Source organism: Arthrobacter sp. TmtSoilC77, from assembly GCF_059739415.1.
Window position 1 is genome coordinate 2239940 of sequence record NZ_AP046050.1, and the last position, 14173, is coordinate 2254112.

The following is a 14173-nucleotide window of genomic DNA, read 5'->3' on the forward strand; positions in this document are numbered from 1 at the left end:
ACAACAGGAAGGAACCGCACGTGACCACCAATCCGGAAAGCCTGACAATACGTAACGCCCTGATCTTCGACGGCGAATCACCTGACCTGATTGAGGGCTCTATCAGCATCCGGGATGGCCGGATCACCGACGTGGGGCGGGAGGTGGAAGATACCGGTGCCGTCCTTGACGCCGGCGGCCGAACCGTGATTCCAGGACTTATCGATGCACATTTTCATGCTTACGCGCTCAGCCTGACGTCCGCCACGAACGAGACGGGGCCACTTAGCTATTCCGCACTTACCGGGGCAAGGCGCCTCGCTGCTGCATTGCTCCGTGGATTCACAGCGGTGCGTGACGTGGCGGGCGGTGACGTTGGCCTTGCCAACGCCATCGAGGAGGGACTGTACCCTGGTCCACGCTACTTCTTCACGGGACCGGCGCTAAGCCAAACAGGAGGCCACGGCGATATCCGGGCCGCGAACGACGGAGGATGCTTCCATGGCGGCCACATGTGCGAAGTGTTGGACGGCGCAGATGACCTGCTGCGGGCCGTGCGCCACCGATTCCGAACCGGCGCCACCGCGATAAAGCTCATGACCTCCGGAGGGGTTGTTTCGCCGGTCGATCCGATTCGGGTTCCGCAGTACAGTGCGGAGGAAATCCGCGTCGTAACGGACGAGGCTTCCCGGCGGGGCAGCTATGCCACCGCCCACGCATATTCGCCCGAGGCTATTCGCCATTCAGTACTTAACGGGGTCCGCTGCATCGAACACGGCAATCTGCTGGATGCGGAAACCGCCCGGCTCATGGCTGACAACGACGTCTATCTCGTCCCCACCTTGGTGACCTACGAGGCCATGGAACGACGCGGAGAGGAAGTCGGCCTCACCAAAACGGGAACGGCCAAGAATCGGGAAGTGTTGGAGGCCGGGAGGAACGCGCTGGCACTGGCCCGCGACGCTGGGGTCCGGATCGGATTCGGAACAGACCTCATGGGTGAACTGGAGGACGAGCAACTGGCCGGACTCCGCCTTCAGTGCGAAGTGCTTGGCGTGTACGGCGCCCTCCGGTCGGCAACATCAACCAACGCCGCCCTGCTTGGACGCGGTGACCTTGGACGCATCACCCGAGGGTCGTGCGCGGACTTGGTGATGCTGGACGGGAATCCCTTCCACGAACCATCGATCCTCTGGGACGAAAGCAAGACGCGGACCGTCATCAAGGATGGGCAGATCATCTCCACCGGTGCCCTTCGGGGTGCGGCGGACCTCCCGTTAAACGTTCCGGTTGCCTGAGAAAGCCGGATGGTGTACTTGCGCGCGCCGCGGGCACCGACACGGACAAGCTGCAAGTAGTTCGCATAGTGCTAACAGCGGTTTGTTTTCGGTCAGATCCGTTCTAAACCTTTCCGGTCAGCGTCGGTTACGATGTACGCCCTATTGACTGAAAGAACCCGGCTGAAACTCAGCTGGGTTCGTGCCGGTCCCATTTAGCTACTGCTGCGAGGCATTTCTGTATGCGCGCTAGTGGTCTGAGTGCCTCGCAACAGTGATTTGGTCACGCTCGGCGTAGTAGCGACTTCGAAGCATAGTAATGAGACCGAGACGTGATGCCCTAGTTGCAATTCTCCGGGTGTGAATCGCAGGAGTATTTGGCGTGGTTCTGTCAGCGCTGCCGGTTCCGAACGGGACTTCTCGGGCCCACCAGGGCACGTAGCCCTCCGTTAGGTGAGGGCTGGGGGCTCCCGGCGGCCCGCGCGCGCCAACTTGCTTTTACGGAGGGGGTGGGTGGAGTCTCCCCGCGTTTCCCGGGATTTCTATAAGGCCGACAACCGGCCTTTCGTACAGCTCGGTAGGGGAGGGGTAATGGGGCATGCGACGCACTCACCCTGCGACCGAAGTTCTGGGCAGCCCCGCAAGCCAGTCCCCTCCGGCGCCAACACGACATACCGGCCGCTATCCAGGGCGACCATGCAACCTGCGAGATTGGGCGATGAGTCAGGCATCCCGGAGGCCGGAACGATTTCCGAAGACAGGCGCTCCTTGTGAGCGTTAAGTCTCGTGAGCTCCGGTCCCGCCGTGCGGTCCCATACCATTCAGACTGGCGTCCGGAGAAGCTAATTTGTGCCTTTGGCAACGGTCATGTGGGATATCTGCCTGATTCGGGTCCGGTCCGGGATTCGAGGGCGGTGGCGGCGTCGAGGGCGTCGTCGACCACGATGAGGTAGTTGTCGCGTCCGGCGGCGAGTGGGATGGAGTGTTCGCCGTATTTGTCGTATGCGAGGTCGACGGCGTCGGCGGCGTTGGTGATGTTGAGTCGGCGCAGGAGCCGGGCGATGTCGAGGGTGTCTTTGTCGCGTTCGGCCGCGATTTTCATGGCCAGGAGCGTTTCGGTGTCTGCGGCCTGGATGGTGAGTCCGTCGAGCTGTTCGATGTCGACCCAGGTGGCGTTCTCGGGGACGAAGGCTGAGGCGTTGGTGTTGAGCCAGTCGGGCGCGAGGTCGTAGTCTGCTGCCATTTCCGTGACGACGGTGTGGATGGTGTGCGGGTCGGCGTAGCTGGCGTCGATGTCTGCGGTGGGCCGGTTGCCGATGCCCTGAAGGATGAGGGCGGCACCGCCCACTAACTTGACGTCGCCGTGAGTACCGGTGGCCTGCAGGCGCCTGCCGAGTTCATGGAGGAGAGCCCGGATTTGTGCGGCGGTGAGTTCTCCGCCGGTCATGCCGTGACCAGGCTACGTTCGCGGATGAAGACGTTCAAAGCGGCGAGTTCCGGCGGGGTTTCGGTGCGGGTGAGTTCCTTCATGCGTGCGCGGATGGTGCGGTAGGACTCTGCCGGCATCCATGCCTTGTCGAGGGGTTTGATCCGTCGTGTCCAGGATGGCGTGGGTTGGCCGAGGCGGTGTGCGGTGTAGTTGGAGATTCCGGCGAGGGCCGCTGACCAGTGCGGGTCTTTGAGGCGGGGGCTGCGCTGGAGCAGCGGTCTGCCGGCGGTGAGGGAAGCGGTGGCGTAGTCGGCGAGCATTTTGATGGCGAACTCAAAGTCCCGTTCGGAGATGAGTCGGGTGAAGGTTGCCGCGTAGTCTCGCCGCGAAGGGTCGAAGTCGCTGCCCCGGGGGATGGGATCTGTGGCGGCCAAGGTCAGGCCGACGGCGGCCATGACGGCTAGGGTTTTGCCGAGTTCGGCGCGGTCATGGCCGGCTTCCAGATCGATGAGGAACTTCCGTGACACACCGGCCATGTCGGCAAGGGTTTGCTGGGACAGCCGGCGGGCTGTGCGGCGGGCGCGGATGATGGCGCCCGCTGATGCCGGGGTCTCGATGGTGCTTTCCAGTGTCATGGCGTCCCTTCTACCGTCCATTATGTCACCGAATGGTGACATATGCATTTGAGGGCGGGCGTCCGGCGGTCAGCTGGCTCGTATGTGGATGCCAAGCATAGTGGACGCTATTGATCGGTCAGGTGAGTTTCGGCCGAGCGGATCATGAGATTGCCGAAGGGAGGTGCAGCCGCCGTGGAGAGATTGGATGCGGGTAAGGTTTTGGACGCAGGGAGCTACTGCCTGCGGGCGTGCCCTCGGCCGTGGGTTCAGGCCGGGTGGAGCCTCGGATTGTTTGCCAGCACAATGAGAAACCGCGCCCCTTCCATATGGGGTGCGATCGGCGGTTGGAGAGCTTGAATCGGCGAAATTGGCGTGTGGACACTGTCCACCCTTCTCGCTTCGTCCTGGCCCGTACTGCCGCCGGACTGCCCCGGTTTCCGCATGTTTCCGCCACTTCCCAGTGTCCGCAAGGCCGGGAACCGCGTTCGAGTCCCACCTCGGGCACGGCATACCCCCTCAACAGAGGGGGTTTTTGCTTTAACGTGTGTACATTCTGGTTGGTCAGGCCCCTCTGACATTGGCCGCGGGTGTGCCTGGCGCCGCGGGTCGCCTGTTTGGTTGTGGGGTTATGCGATCCTTTCTTGTATGTCTGTTAGGTCCTGGTTGGCCTACAACCTTTCATGGGTAGCGGAGCTGAGCGCAACATGACTTCGTGATAATGCGTCAAAAGTTCTTGGTTTTGGCTCGTTGCTGACGTTGTGTACCCGGCGTGGCCGATGTTTTGTCAGGCCAAAGAGGGCGTGGACATTGTCCACACTTAAATCTTCTTTATTGAGACTGATGACAGCCATTGCCTGCCCGTTGTTCGGCCTACATCTAGTCATCGCCTGTAATTGGCCCGAGCGACATGCCGCCCATTCGCAAGCGCACTATCTGCAGGGCCCCGGCGACGTGAGAGTTCAGTCGGCGCGGTCGATCGGATGTTTTGGGGGAGGACTCGTCGGCGTCGTCGACGCGTGACTACGAACAAATGGGGGAGTGGCACGGCGCAGGTTGCGGTCTCTGCCAAGGTCGCCGAGCATTGGGAGTTTTCACACGATCCTCGGGGCCGCCCACGTCGAAGCCGACCGGTTCGCCGATAGCGGGGATTCGGTAAGGCTTGGGGAGGGGCGGGATAGCGGTAACCCGAAGCCTGCAGGGCCTTTAGCCTGCCACGCCAGGATTAGGGTAGGTCTTCAGTAGAACCGTCCTGAACGCCCGTCGAGGGCAGTGGCCGCACGCATACTTCGTACCCCGGAGGCTCAGCGACAAACCCACCACTCAGTTGCTGGGACATGACTGGAGGGGGTGGTGGCCTTAGTCGTCGAAATGGTTTGCCGGTGCCGTGGTGGTGCCGTTGGGTTCGGCGACGATGTTCCCGGCGAGGTCGTGGAGTTTTTGGTTCCGATTCTGGGATGCCTGGTGAAGGAACGCGAAAGCTTCATTCTGGGTGCAGTTGTTCTCGGCCATGATGATCCCGGTCGATAGATCAATGACCGTGCGGCGACGCATGGCGGCTTTGAGGTCTTCGGTGAGCAGATCAGCCGTGGCGATCCGCAGCGCCAGCCGCAACGCCTGGCCAGCCATGTCCGCGAAGACCATGGCCTCGTTCACGACTTCCTTGGTGAAGGTTCCCGCCTCGGGGGCGAAGAAATTCAGGGCCGCTGAGGCGTCGTTGCCCAGCTCCAGTGGTGCCGCGAGGACACTGCGCGCACCGGCCTCAGCGATAGTGCTGGTGTACTTGGGCCACGGATTATCGGCGCTGGTGTCCGCCACCACCACTGGCTGGCCGGTTTGGAGTGCTTCCAGGACTGGGCCGTCGCCCAGGCTCTGTTCGACGCCGTCCCAGAGGATCGCCTCGTCGCTGCTCCCGGCCAGGGTCACGGCCCGCTTCCGGCGCCAAAGGGTGACCGCGCATTCGATCCTGATCTGCGTGGCGCGGCTTAAAGTCGTAGCCGCGCAGCGAGTCATTCCGTCCAGAAAGGACTTGACGTCATCGGTTCCAGCGATGAGTTGGTGAAGTCGCTGGAAGTCTTCGTTCTGCTCCTCAGTGTCCACATCCAGCATTGTAGAAGCGGGTATTTACAGGGGCAAGACGGATGAGGGGCCCTTTTTTGGGCCGGGATTTCTGCTTCAGTTCGGGGCGCTGATTTCCTCGACGGCGGCCTCCAAAGCCAGCTCGTCGGAGGCGCTGAAAGGTGCCAACCCGTGGACATAGGCGTCCAAATCCAGCACGTCGGCGTTGCCGCCCATGCTCCAGAACGAGACCCAGAGATCGTTGACCGTCGTGCTGGTTGTGTCCAGCACGGCAAGCGCGACCCGACGCGCTTCCTCCACAACGCCCATGCTAGGAACTGCTTCCCCGTCAAAGCAAGAGAAACCGCACTTCAACACCAATTGCCAGCACAAGAGCGCGCTATTAAGAAGCATGATGCTGAGCTGCTCACGCGTTTTGAGGACGCGTGACCGCGTACCTGGACATCGAGGACGCGCTCCAGCTTGTTGACCGGTACGGCTTCCATATCCGCGATGTCGGTTTGCTGGCCTCGGCTTTGGCTAGGCCCGCGACAACCGTCATGGGCGCCGAAGCATACCCGGACCCTGCGTTGAAGGCGGCTGCCTTGTTGGATTAGGTCGGGTGGGCAGAACCCGCCGCTGGGTCACCTGGGACGAATGCATAATGGCGACGAATTGTTCGTCGGTCAGGGGCCGGATCGCCTCCGAGTTCGTGGCTCGACCTCGGAGGGCGTGGGCATGGTGATACTAATGGCTATCATGTGTGCCGGTAACGTCGCCGGCTCTCATCGGACCCAGTCGGCGATCTGATCTCCCGGGCGGATCGCCATTGCATCAAATTTCTAACCTGAAATCATTGGACGCCTCAGCGCGTAGGCATCGGCGCAGGGGTCGATGCCGGGAGCGCGGCGAGGTTCCGGTAGAGATCCGAGTCGCGCGTGGTGTGCCCGCGGTTGTCAGTGACGTAGACCTCGAACGTGAAGGTGCTGTCGTCGTGGTCGAGCGTGAATTCGATAGTGGGGTCCCTTACGGATATTGTCCCTTGCGAGACGATTCGGCCGTATTTCTGCTCCGGGACACTGAGATCCGTGCCGTGCTGCGCGGGGTCACGGATGAAGTATCGAACCGTGTACGGCGCCGGCGGCAGGTGCCGCAAGGTTGGGAAGAAGGTGAAGTCCCTCGTGCCGGTCGTCGGGTAGACCTTCGCATGCCACTGGTAGCCGGAGACTCCGGGAGTGAGCGCGTCGTCGAGGTCGCGGATGCCCGTGCGGTTCGTTTGGGGGTCGGCGCTGCTGCGGGTGTGGCTTAGGGCTTTGGTGGCGGGTCCGAGTCCGACGCCGAGGCTTAGACCGAGCCCAATCGAGACCACCGGGAGGAGGATCGCCCACAAGCGCGCGCGGCGCTGCAGGCCAGTCCGGACGGCCTGCCGGTGTATCGATAGCGTGTAGGGCACGGCGCCGGTGGGGATAGCTCTCGAGTACGGACTATAGCCCGCGCGGGCCCAGGCCTCAATGTACGCAGCACGCGGCGGGAGTGAAGCTTCAGTGCCTCCGACCGGGTTCCAGTAGGCAAGGAATGGCAGCGGCAGATCCCTCAGCCGGTCGTATGGGTCCTTGGTGGTGAAGGTCGGCACCATGCGGTAGCGAACTCCCCCGCCGGCAGCGTACTGGTGAAGGTAGGCGTGGAAGTCTTCAAGGTGTGTGCGGTCGACCTTGATCTGGACTATGAATGCCCTCGTCACGATCGCCTCAAACCGTGTGAGCGTGACCCACTCTCCGGCATGCCAAAGCAGGAGGGCACCCGAGATAGCTGAGATTATTGATCCCGCCATGATGAGCGCCTCGACCCAAAACGGGATGATCGTGCTGTCACTATCGTTGACAAGGATCGAACCGGCGACCGCTGCCACCGCGATCACCACAAGGGCCGCACCGAGGGCCGCGCCTGCCCAGCGTGGCATTCGGATTGCACGAATCTGGGCTGGCAGATCCTCCTCGCGGAAGTGATCACTGGAATTCGGAACGAACATCGCTACCTCCAACATCCAACGGGAAAGGCCCTGAGGACGATGCTTCCATAAGCCGCCCCAGCTGGGTGGTGGATTGACGAATCTTGTGCAATTCTTCGACAAAACCTTGCAATGTCCTTCGGTGCATATGCCCCGGCTCCCGTACCGACGGCGGACTCCTCGCCAAGAGTCGGGAAGTGGGATGTTGGCGGGAAGTCTCAACACCGACTTCTGCGCGGGCTGCGCCTGGGGTTTTGCGAGTTGGCTGACCATAATGTCACCGGTGACTGCTGGAGGCATTGTGCCTGGCCGGGCTGGTCATGTCGTGCGCTGCCGGACCTGCAATGGACGGTGGGAGAACGACCAGCGGAGGGGAGGGAAGCCGATGCACTTTGTGCCAAGATTTTCGTTCGGAAACCAGTTCCCGAACGTTTCGGCGCGGGTGATTCGGATCGCGACGGCGGCCCGCTCGGCTTTGCTTCCATTAAGTGTGGGGCCTTGCCGGAAGGCAAATAAGAGGGTGTGGACACTGTCCACACTTTGCCTGTCGGACTGGGGCGTACATCGGTCGGATCGGGCCGGATTCGGCATGATTCCCGGAAATCCCAGCGTTCCCAAGGCCTGGAATCACCTTCGAGTCCCACCGCGGGCACGGCATACCCCCTCGTCAGAGGGGGCTTTTGCTTTAACGTGTTGACATATCTTGTGGTCAGTCCCACTGACACGGGCCCCGGGGGGTGCCTGGCGCCGCGGCTCGCCTGTGAAGCTATCCTGAAGATTCTTCATGACCGGTTCAGTGCTGCTTCTTGATCGTCCGGCGCATCGTATTTGTCCGGTCAAAGCGTGTGTGGACATTGTGCACACTCCACTCTGCTTTTTGGTGGGATGGGCCGGTTCCGGTTTTCTTGCTCACACAGGTGCATTGGAGCCCGTCATTCACAACGACATGACGGGCCCGTCTCGGATCGGGCCAGCCACGGGAACCCCTGGCATATCAATGTCTCTGGGGCGCTACGTTATGGCTGGCAAGCCCTCCCCAAGGCGTCGAGCGGTGAACGCCTTCGGTGGGTGCTTCTTGAGGGCGAACCGAAGCGTGGTATGTGTGCAGATCAGGGTTGCATCCGAGCCATTCAGGAAGTCGATGGACGCTCCGATGTTAACGAGGACGACGGCGGGAGTTATCCTCCCGCCGTCGTGAGTCGTTCGGCTTGCCGCCTCGCATCGTTGGCGCGGCGCTCAGCCTTCAAGCTTGGAATGCTCGCCCAGACGGTGCCATGAACGGTTGTGGTAGACCAGAGCGTCGCCGGGTTCGCCCGGGTGGACGTCACGCATGACGCGGGACTCCAGGGCGTGAACGGCGATGATTGTGGAGGTCCCCACCTCCATGCGATTGATCACGGCGCACCGCACCCAGGCGCGGACATCGTCATACACCGCTTCGCCGGTGGCAAGGGCCGACCAGCGGTGCGTCTGGTCAAAGCGGTCGGCGCCGGGGGTCGCTCCAAACTTCGCCAAGTCGACGTCGTGCGCGTCCAGCAGGTGCACGACAACGGTTTCGGCGCGCGAAAGCACCTCGGACGCAGAGGACAGTGCCGAGACCGAGAAAATCAGCAACGGAGGTTCCGCACTCACTGACACGACCGACGATACCGTCAGTGCCACCGGTCCTTCGCCCGCATCTGCCGTGATGACGGCGACACCTCCCGGATGGCCACGGAACAGTGCCTTGAATTCGTCGGCAGAGAGGGAGGACGGGAAGGTTTGCTTCGGAGCCCCGAGCCACGTGTCTGTGGGATAGGCGTGAAACATCGTTATGACACCCTGGGGGCGGAGCGGGCGAGTTCCTCGCGAATGATGTTCGTCCCTGCGCTGAGAGCACTCAGCTTGGCCAGTGCGACGTCCCGGGGGAACGGTGCCATGCCGCAGTTGGAGCTGGCGATGAGCTTGTCCGCATCGACGAACTGCAGGGCCTTGCGGAGGGTGTTGGCGACGTCCTCCGGGGTCTCGATGGTCTCGCTTGCGACGTCGATTGCCCCGAGCATGACTTTCTTGCCGCGGAGGAGCTCGATGAGGTCCATGGGCACGTGGGAGTTCTGGGATTCCAGCGAGATGATGTCGATGCTGGAGCTCTGCAGCAGCGGGAACGTTTCCTCGTACTGCCGCCATTGTGAGCCGAGCGTCGCCTTCCAGTCAGTATTCGCCTTGATGCCGTAGCCGTAGCAGATATGCACGGCGGTCTCCGCGCGCAGTCCTTCTGCCGCTCTCTCAAGCGCAGCCACGCCCCAGTCCTTGACCTCATCGAGGAAGACATTGAATGCGGGCTCGTCGAACTGGATGATGTCCACGCCGGCCGCCTCTAGTTCTTTCGCCTCCTGGTTCAGGATCGTGGCGAACTCCCAGGCCAGCTTCTCGCGGCTCTTGTAGTGGTCATCGTAGAGCGTGTCCACCATGGTCATTGGGCCGGGAAGAGTCCATTTGATCGGCCGGTCGGTGGTTGCGCGGAGGAACTTTGCGTCTTCGACGAATACCGGCTGCTCGCGGCGCACCGCTCCGACGACGGTCGGCACGCTGGCGTCGTAGCGATCGCGGATGCGCACGGTCTTGCGCTGTTCAAAGTCGACCCCGCTGAGGTGTTCGATGAAGGTGGTGACGAAGTGCTGGCGGGTTTGCTCGCCGTCGCTGACGATGTCGATGCCGCGTCGGCTCTGCTCGTGGATGGCGATGCGCAGAGCATCCTGCTTGCCCTCGAGCAGCGCATTTCCCTCCAGTTTCCACGGGGACCAAAGAGTCTCAGGCTGTGCGAGCCACGATGGTTTGGGCAGGCTTCCGACAACGGTGGTGGGCAAAAGTGTGTTCATGATTGACGATTCTCCGTGGGTCAGTTGACGAGAGCGGGGTATTTGGCGGTCCACTGGTCCAACAGGTCCTTGTGGGGCGTGATGAAGTGTTCCTCCGTGTACTTCGCCTGCTTGACCGCGAGCTGACTGCGTTCTACGCGGTCGTAAGCGATCTGGGTCCGCGAGTAATCCTGCTCTCCCAGGCTCGGCTGGTAGACGTGGGCGGCGGCGGAGTTCGCGTTGTAGATCTCCGGGCGGTAGATCTTCTGGAACGTCTCCATGGTGCTGATTGTGCCGATGAGCTGCAGGTTGGAGTAGTCGTTGAGCAGGTCGCCGCGGAAATAGAAGGCGAGCGGCGCGACGCTTCCGCGTGGCATGAAGTAGCGGACCTGCAGCCCCATCTTGGCGAAGTACGCGTCCGTCAGCGAGAACTCGTCCTGCTGGTACTCGACGCCCAGGACCGGGTGACGGTTCTCCGTTCGCCGGTACGTCTTGCTTGTGGAGACGCTGATGCAGACCACTGGCGGCTGCGGGAAGCGTTCCTGGCATGCCGGGGAATCGAGGAATTGCTGGAACAGTTTGCCGTGAAGATCGCCAAAGTCCCCGGGAACGGTGGGCTTGCCTGAGTCCCCTGCTGCCGCTGGCAGTACGATGCTGAAGTCGAAGTCACGGACGTAGGAGGAGAAGTTGTTCCCAACGATCCCTTGGTGGCGGACCCCGTTCAGCTGGTCGATGATCTGGATGTCGAGAACTTCGAACAGCGGGAACTGCTGATCCGTACCGTCTGCAGTGAACTCTATCTGCACAGAGACGATCTCAAGCTCGAGCGTGTAACGGTCCCGGTCCGGGTTGTCCCAGCTTGCGAGATCGTTGAAGCGGCGCCGAATCATGGTCAAGGCGTTGCGGAGGTTCTCCTGGCGGTGCTCGCCCCGTGCCAGGTTGGCGAAATTCGTCGTGATCCGTGAGCCTTCCGACGGGGAGTAGTCCTCGTCGAAGGGGGTGGTAGTGATGCTGAAGGTGAAGTCGTCTGCCATGTGCTGCCAATCCGTTGATGGGCCGGAGACGGCCTTTCAGAAGGTGATGTATCCATGGTGCAGCCTTCCGTGGGGTATCAAGTAACTCGTGGTTACTATGCGTTCATATAGAATTTTCCTATGCCCCAGATTTCGAGCGGATTGACCCTGCAGCAGCTGCGCTATTTCATAGAAGTTGCAGCTGAGGGGTCGATCTCCGCGGCTGCCGATCTTCTCTACGTAGCGCAGCCGACAATGTCCGCAGCAATGAAGGATCTTGAGGCCCGGGTGGGCCGTGAGCTCCTGGTTCGCTCCGCCCGCGGGGTCACCCTGACCGCCGACGGGGCAGAGTTCCTCGGTTACGCGAGGCAGGTCGTCGAGCAGTTCGCTCTCCTCGAGCAGCGCTACCTTGGCAGGCCACCGCGGCGACGTCTGCTCGGGGTGTCGACGCAGCACTACTCGTTCGCGGTGGACGCTTTCGTCCGGATGGTCAAGGCCACTGATGTGGCCGAATACGAGTTCTCGCTGCGTGAGTCCCGTACCTGGGACATCATCGAGGATGTCCGGACGCTCCGCAGCGAGATAGGCATCCTCTACCGGAACGATTTCAACCGGAAGGTCATCGACAAGCTGCTCCGGGAATCCGGGCTCGGGTTCACTCCGCTTTTCCTCGCCGATCCGCACATTTTCATTTCACGGAACAACCCGCTCGCCGCAAAAGGGCGTGCGACTCTCGATGATCTCGCCGGCTTGCCGCGGCTAACCTTCGATCAAGGTGCGAACAACTCCTTTTACTTCGCCGAGGAGATTCTCTCCACCATGTCCAGCAAGCAGGAGATCCGGGTCTCTGACCGTGCCACGATCTTCAACCTCATGATCGGGCTCCACGGCTACACGATCTCGACGGGCATCATCAGCGGGCAGCTCGACCCGGAGATCGTCGCCATCCCGCTCGACGTTGACGAACGCATCGAGATCGGCTGGGTCGGCCACGCCGCGATTCCGCTTACCGACCAAGCGCAGCACTACCTCAGGGAATTGCGGGCCGTCGTCGCTGAGTTCGGCGTAGCGCTACTCGACTGACTGCAGTTGAGCGGGCGGGTCTTTACCCCTTCGGTGGCTTGGACGTGAGCGTTGCAGCCGAGCGGGTTGCTGGTGTCGTACACGCCCGCCGCTGACGTTGGCATGGCCGGGGCAGACGCCAGCAAGGAAACCGGCCTGTTCCAGGTGGTGACGATCCAGCCAAGGGACATCTGGGCCTGAAACGCTGTGTCAGCGCTGCCCGCCTCATTCTCGAGTCCGGCAGGCACGCGCCCAGGACGCCTAAAGGGCCACGGTCCGGAACCCGCAGTTGCCGCTGGAGGATTCGGGAGTGTTCGACGTACGTGCCGCAACGCGGTACCGGTTGCAGTAGGAATCGTGACAGAGGTAGGAGCCACCACGCATCACGCGTCCCGCCCCGATTGAGGGGCCTTGGGGGTTATCGGTTGGTGAGTTGCGGTAGTACTTGGGCAGGAACCAGTCCGAGCACCATTCCCAGACATTTCCCGCTACTTCGTAGAGGCCGTATGCGTTGGGTGGGAAAGACTTTATCGGCGCCGTTCCCAGATAGCCGTCGTCGGAAGTGTTCCTTTGGGGGAACGTACCTTGCCAGATGTTGCAGCGGTGTTCGCCGTTGGGTGTCAGTTCGTTGCCCCACGCGTAACGCATGCCTTCCAGGCCGCCCCGGGCAGCGTACTCCCACTCCGCCTCGGTTGGCAGTCGCCGTCCAGCCCAGTCGCAGTAGGCAAGGGCATCGGTGTGCGATACGTGGACGACGGGATGATCCGGAATGTCCTCCCACTGCGAGTCCGGGCCAGTGGGATGGGCCCACTCGGCGCCGCGGATGTTCAGCCACCAGGGTGCTCCCGCAGCGACGCCGAGGACGTCGTCTGCCTTGGCGGTGGAGATCAAGTGGAAGACAGCGGATGAGCCAAAGACCTCCGCTTCGGTACGATAGCCGGTCTCTTCCACGAAGGCGGCAAACATCTTGTTGGTGACCGTGGTTGCGTCAATAGTGAATGAGTCGAGGCGCACTTGGTGGGCGGGTGATTCCCCGTCACGGGGATATCCTTCCCCGAAAGCATCCCCCATGGTGTACGTTCCTCCGGGAATGGAGATGTCCTCGTGGGTTGGTTTCAAGAACCCTGTCGATGGCGAATCTGTCTGAGCTTGCTGCCGCGTTCCACCCGGCTTCCGAGTCGGCGCACAGCAGCTCTTGCCATGGGCCGTGTTGGAATCACTCAAGGACAGAGGTATCACTTTTCTCTCCTCAGGTCCCGTTGCCGTATCAAGGCTTCCAGCCGGACTTCCGTTGCTTCAAGCCACGCCATCAGACTGTTGACCATGTAGAGGCCCCTCTCACTTTGCAGTCTGACAAGTTCCTCGCGCCAGTACCGCTCGTCGTCGTCCTCCTCCGGGGCGAAGTCTTCTTCTGCGAGGGCGCTGGCAAAGAGGTGATTTTGACGGTGCTCGCGGCGGAAACGCAACTCGGTGCGGACAAGCTCCAGAGCTTTTTCCGGGCTCTGAGTTCCCGCGAATCTAAGCCGTACCTGGAAATCGGGGTCCAGGGGCCGGATGGGCGGCTCATAGGGTGAGTCAATCCATTCCTGCAGCTTCCGGCGGCCTTCGTCTGTGATCTCGTATAGCTTGGCGTCCGGTCCGGATTCGCGGGGATCCGGCACCGGGATAGCCCATTCGCGATCCACGAGTTTGCCGAGTTGGCGGTAGATCTGGGAGGTTTGGGCACTGTAGCCAACGTACGGACCGTGGCGGTCAAGCCATTTGCGCACGTCGTATCCGGTACGCGCGCTGGTGCTAAGCAGGCTCAGCAGGATCACCTCGAGCCTGCCCAGTGACGCACCGGTTTCGGCACGGGACCGCTTTAGTGTCGGTACTTTTTCGACAGGTACAGTCACC

The 14173-nt window shown here is 61.8% G+C and carries 13 protein-coding genes; 3 read left to right on the plus strand and 10 right to left on the minus strand.

Features of this window, described 5'->3' with window-relative positions:
* Window positions 1–20: 20 nt before the first annotated feature.
* Window positions 21–1277: a metal-dependent hydrolase family protein gene (locus AC6I99_RS10310; protein WP_497945221.1), complete on the plus strand. Its 1257-nt coding sequence runs from the start codon at window positions 21–23 to the stop codon at window positions 1275–1277.
* 844 nt (window positions 1278–2121) lie between these two features.
* Here the strand turns inward: AC6I99_RS10310 and AC6I99_RS10315 are convergent.
* The 4 genes from AC6I99_RS10315 to AC6I99_RS10330 form a co-directional block, all read right to left on the minus strand.
* Window positions 2122–2703: a DUF6036 family nucleotidyltransferase gene (locus AC6I99_RS10315; RefSeq protein ID WP_497945220.1), complete on the minus strand. Its 582-nt coding sequence runs from the start codon at window positions 2701–2703 to the stop codon at window positions 2122–2124.
* A complete protein-coding gene (locus tag AC6I99_RS10320) occupies window positions 2700–3320 on the minus strand; it encodes a helix-turn-helix domain-containing protein (RefSeq protein ID WP_497945219.1) in 621 nt (206 codons plus the stop codon). Before AC6I99_RS10320 ends, AC6I99_RS10315 begins: the two co-directional genes overlap by 4 nt.
* A 1338-nt stretch (window positions 3321–4658) precedes the next feature.
* On the minus strand, window positions 4659–5399 hold the full coding sequence (locus tag AC6I99_RS10325) for an ANTAR domain-containing protein (protein ID WP_497960964.1): 741 nt from the start codon (window positions 5397–5399) through the stop codon (window positions 4659–4661).
* Between the two features lie 75 nt (window positions 5400–5474).
* Window positions 5475–5687 carry a hypothetical protein gene (locus AC6I99_RS10330; protein ID WP_224089948.1) on the minus strand — a complete coding sequence of 71 codons (213 nt, stop codon included), beginning with the start codon at window positions 5685–5687 and terminating at the stop codon, window positions 5475–5477.
* 116 nt (window positions 5688–5803) lie between these two features.
* Here AC6I99_RS10330 and AC6I99_RS10335 point away from each other — a divergent pair, with 116 nt between their 5' ends.
* Window positions 5804–5974, plus strand: a complete 171-nt coding sequence (locus tag AC6I99_RS10335) for a hypothetical protein (protein ID WP_497945217.1) — start codon at window positions 5804–5806, stop codon at window positions 5972–5974.
* A gap of 248 nt (window positions 5975–6222) precedes the next feature.
* On the opposite strand, the gene AC6I99_RS10340 is transcribed toward AC6I99_RS10335, so the two are convergent.
* The 4 genes from AC6I99_RS10340 to AC6I99_RS10355 form a co-directional block, all read right to left on the minus strand.
* Complete coding sequence (locus tag AC6I99_RS10340) at window positions 6223–7386, minus strand: hypothetical protein (RefSeq protein WP_497960965.1); 1164 nt, start codon at window positions 7384–7386, stop codon at window positions 6223–6225.
* 1215 nt (window positions 7387–8601) lie between these two features.
* Entirely contained in the window at window positions 8602–9174 is a 573-nt protein-coding gene (locus tag AC6I99_RS10345) for a flavin reductase family protein (protein WP_497945215.1), read from the minus strand.
* 2 nt (window positions 9175–9176) lie between these two features.
* A complete protein-coding gene (locus AC6I99_RS10350; RefSeq protein ID WP_497945214.1) occupies window positions 9177–10223 on the minus strand; it encodes a methionine synthase in 1047 nt (348 codons plus the stop codon).
* A 20-nt stretch (window positions 10224–10243) separates the two neighbouring features.
* The gene (locus tag AC6I99_RS10355) at window positions 10244–11236 is read right to left on the minus strand and encodes a DUF1852 domain-containing protein (protein WP_497945213.1); all 993 of its coding nucleotides are present in this window, start codon (window positions 11234–11236) and stop codon (window positions 10244–10246) included.
* 120 nt (window positions 11237–11356) lie between these two features.
* On the opposite strand from AC6I99_RS10355, the gene AC6I99_RS10360 reads away from it, so the two are divergent.
* The gene (locus tag AC6I99_RS10360; RefSeq protein WP_309926519.1) at window positions 11357–12298 is read left to right on the plus strand and encodes a LysR family transcriptional regulator; all 942 of its coding nucleotides are present in this window, start codon (window positions 11357–11359) and stop codon (window positions 12296–12298) included.
* Window positions 12299–12538: 240 nt separating this feature from the next.
* Here AC6I99_RS10360 and AC6I99_RS10365 read toward each other — a convergent pair whose 3' ends face one another.
* Window positions 12539–13501, minus strand: a complete 963-nt coding sequence (locus AC6I99_RS10365; RefSeq protein WP_497945212.1) for a formylglycine-generating enzyme family protein — start codon at window positions 13499–13501, stop codon at window positions 12539–12541.
* 11 nt (window positions 13502–13512) lie between these two features.
* On the minus strand, window positions 13513–14172 hold the full coding sequence (locus AC6I99_RS10370; RefSeq protein WP_309926515.1) for a helix-turn-helix transcriptional regulator: 660 nt from the start codon (window positions 14170–14172) through the stop codon (window positions 13513–13515).
* Between the last annotated feature and the right edge of the window lies 1 nt (window position 14173).

Excerpts from the sequence above, each read along its gene's own strand:
- AC6I99_RS10315 (WP_497945220.1), bottom strand. The coding sequence starts at position 2,703 with ATGACCGGCGGAGAACTCACCGCCGCACAAATCCGGGCTCTCCTCCAT.
- AC6I99_RS10320 (WP_497945219.1), bottom strand. The coding sequence starts at position 3,320 with ATGACACTGGAAAGCACCATCGAGACCCCGGCATCAGCGGGCGCCATC.
- AC6I99_RS10330 (WP_224089948.1), bottom strand. The coding sequence starts at position 5,687 with ATGGGCGTTGTGGAGGAAGCGCGTCGGGTCGCGCTTGCCGTGCTGGAC.
- AC6I99_RS10340 (WP_497960965.1), bottom strand. The coding sequence starts at position 7,386 with ATGTTCGTTCCGAATTCCAGTGATCACTTCCGCGAGGAGGATCTGCCA.
- AC6I99_RS10345 (WP_497945215.1), bottom strand. The coding sequence starts at position 9,174 with ATGTTTCACGCCTATCCCACAGACACGTGGCTCGGGGCTCCGAAGCAA.
- AC6I99_RS10350 (WP_497945214.1), bottom strand. The coding sequence starts at position 10,223 with ATGAACACACTTTTGCCCACCACCGTTGTCGGAAGCCTGCCCAAACCA.
- AC6I99_RS10355 (WP_497945213.1), bottom strand. The coding sequence starts at position 11,236 with ATGGCAGACGACTTCACCTTCAGCATCACTACCACCCCCTTCGACGAG.
- AC6I99_RS10360 (WP_309926519.1), top strand. The coding sequence starts at position 11,357 with ATGCCCCAGATTTCGAGCGGATTGACCCTGCAGCAGCTGCGCTATTTC.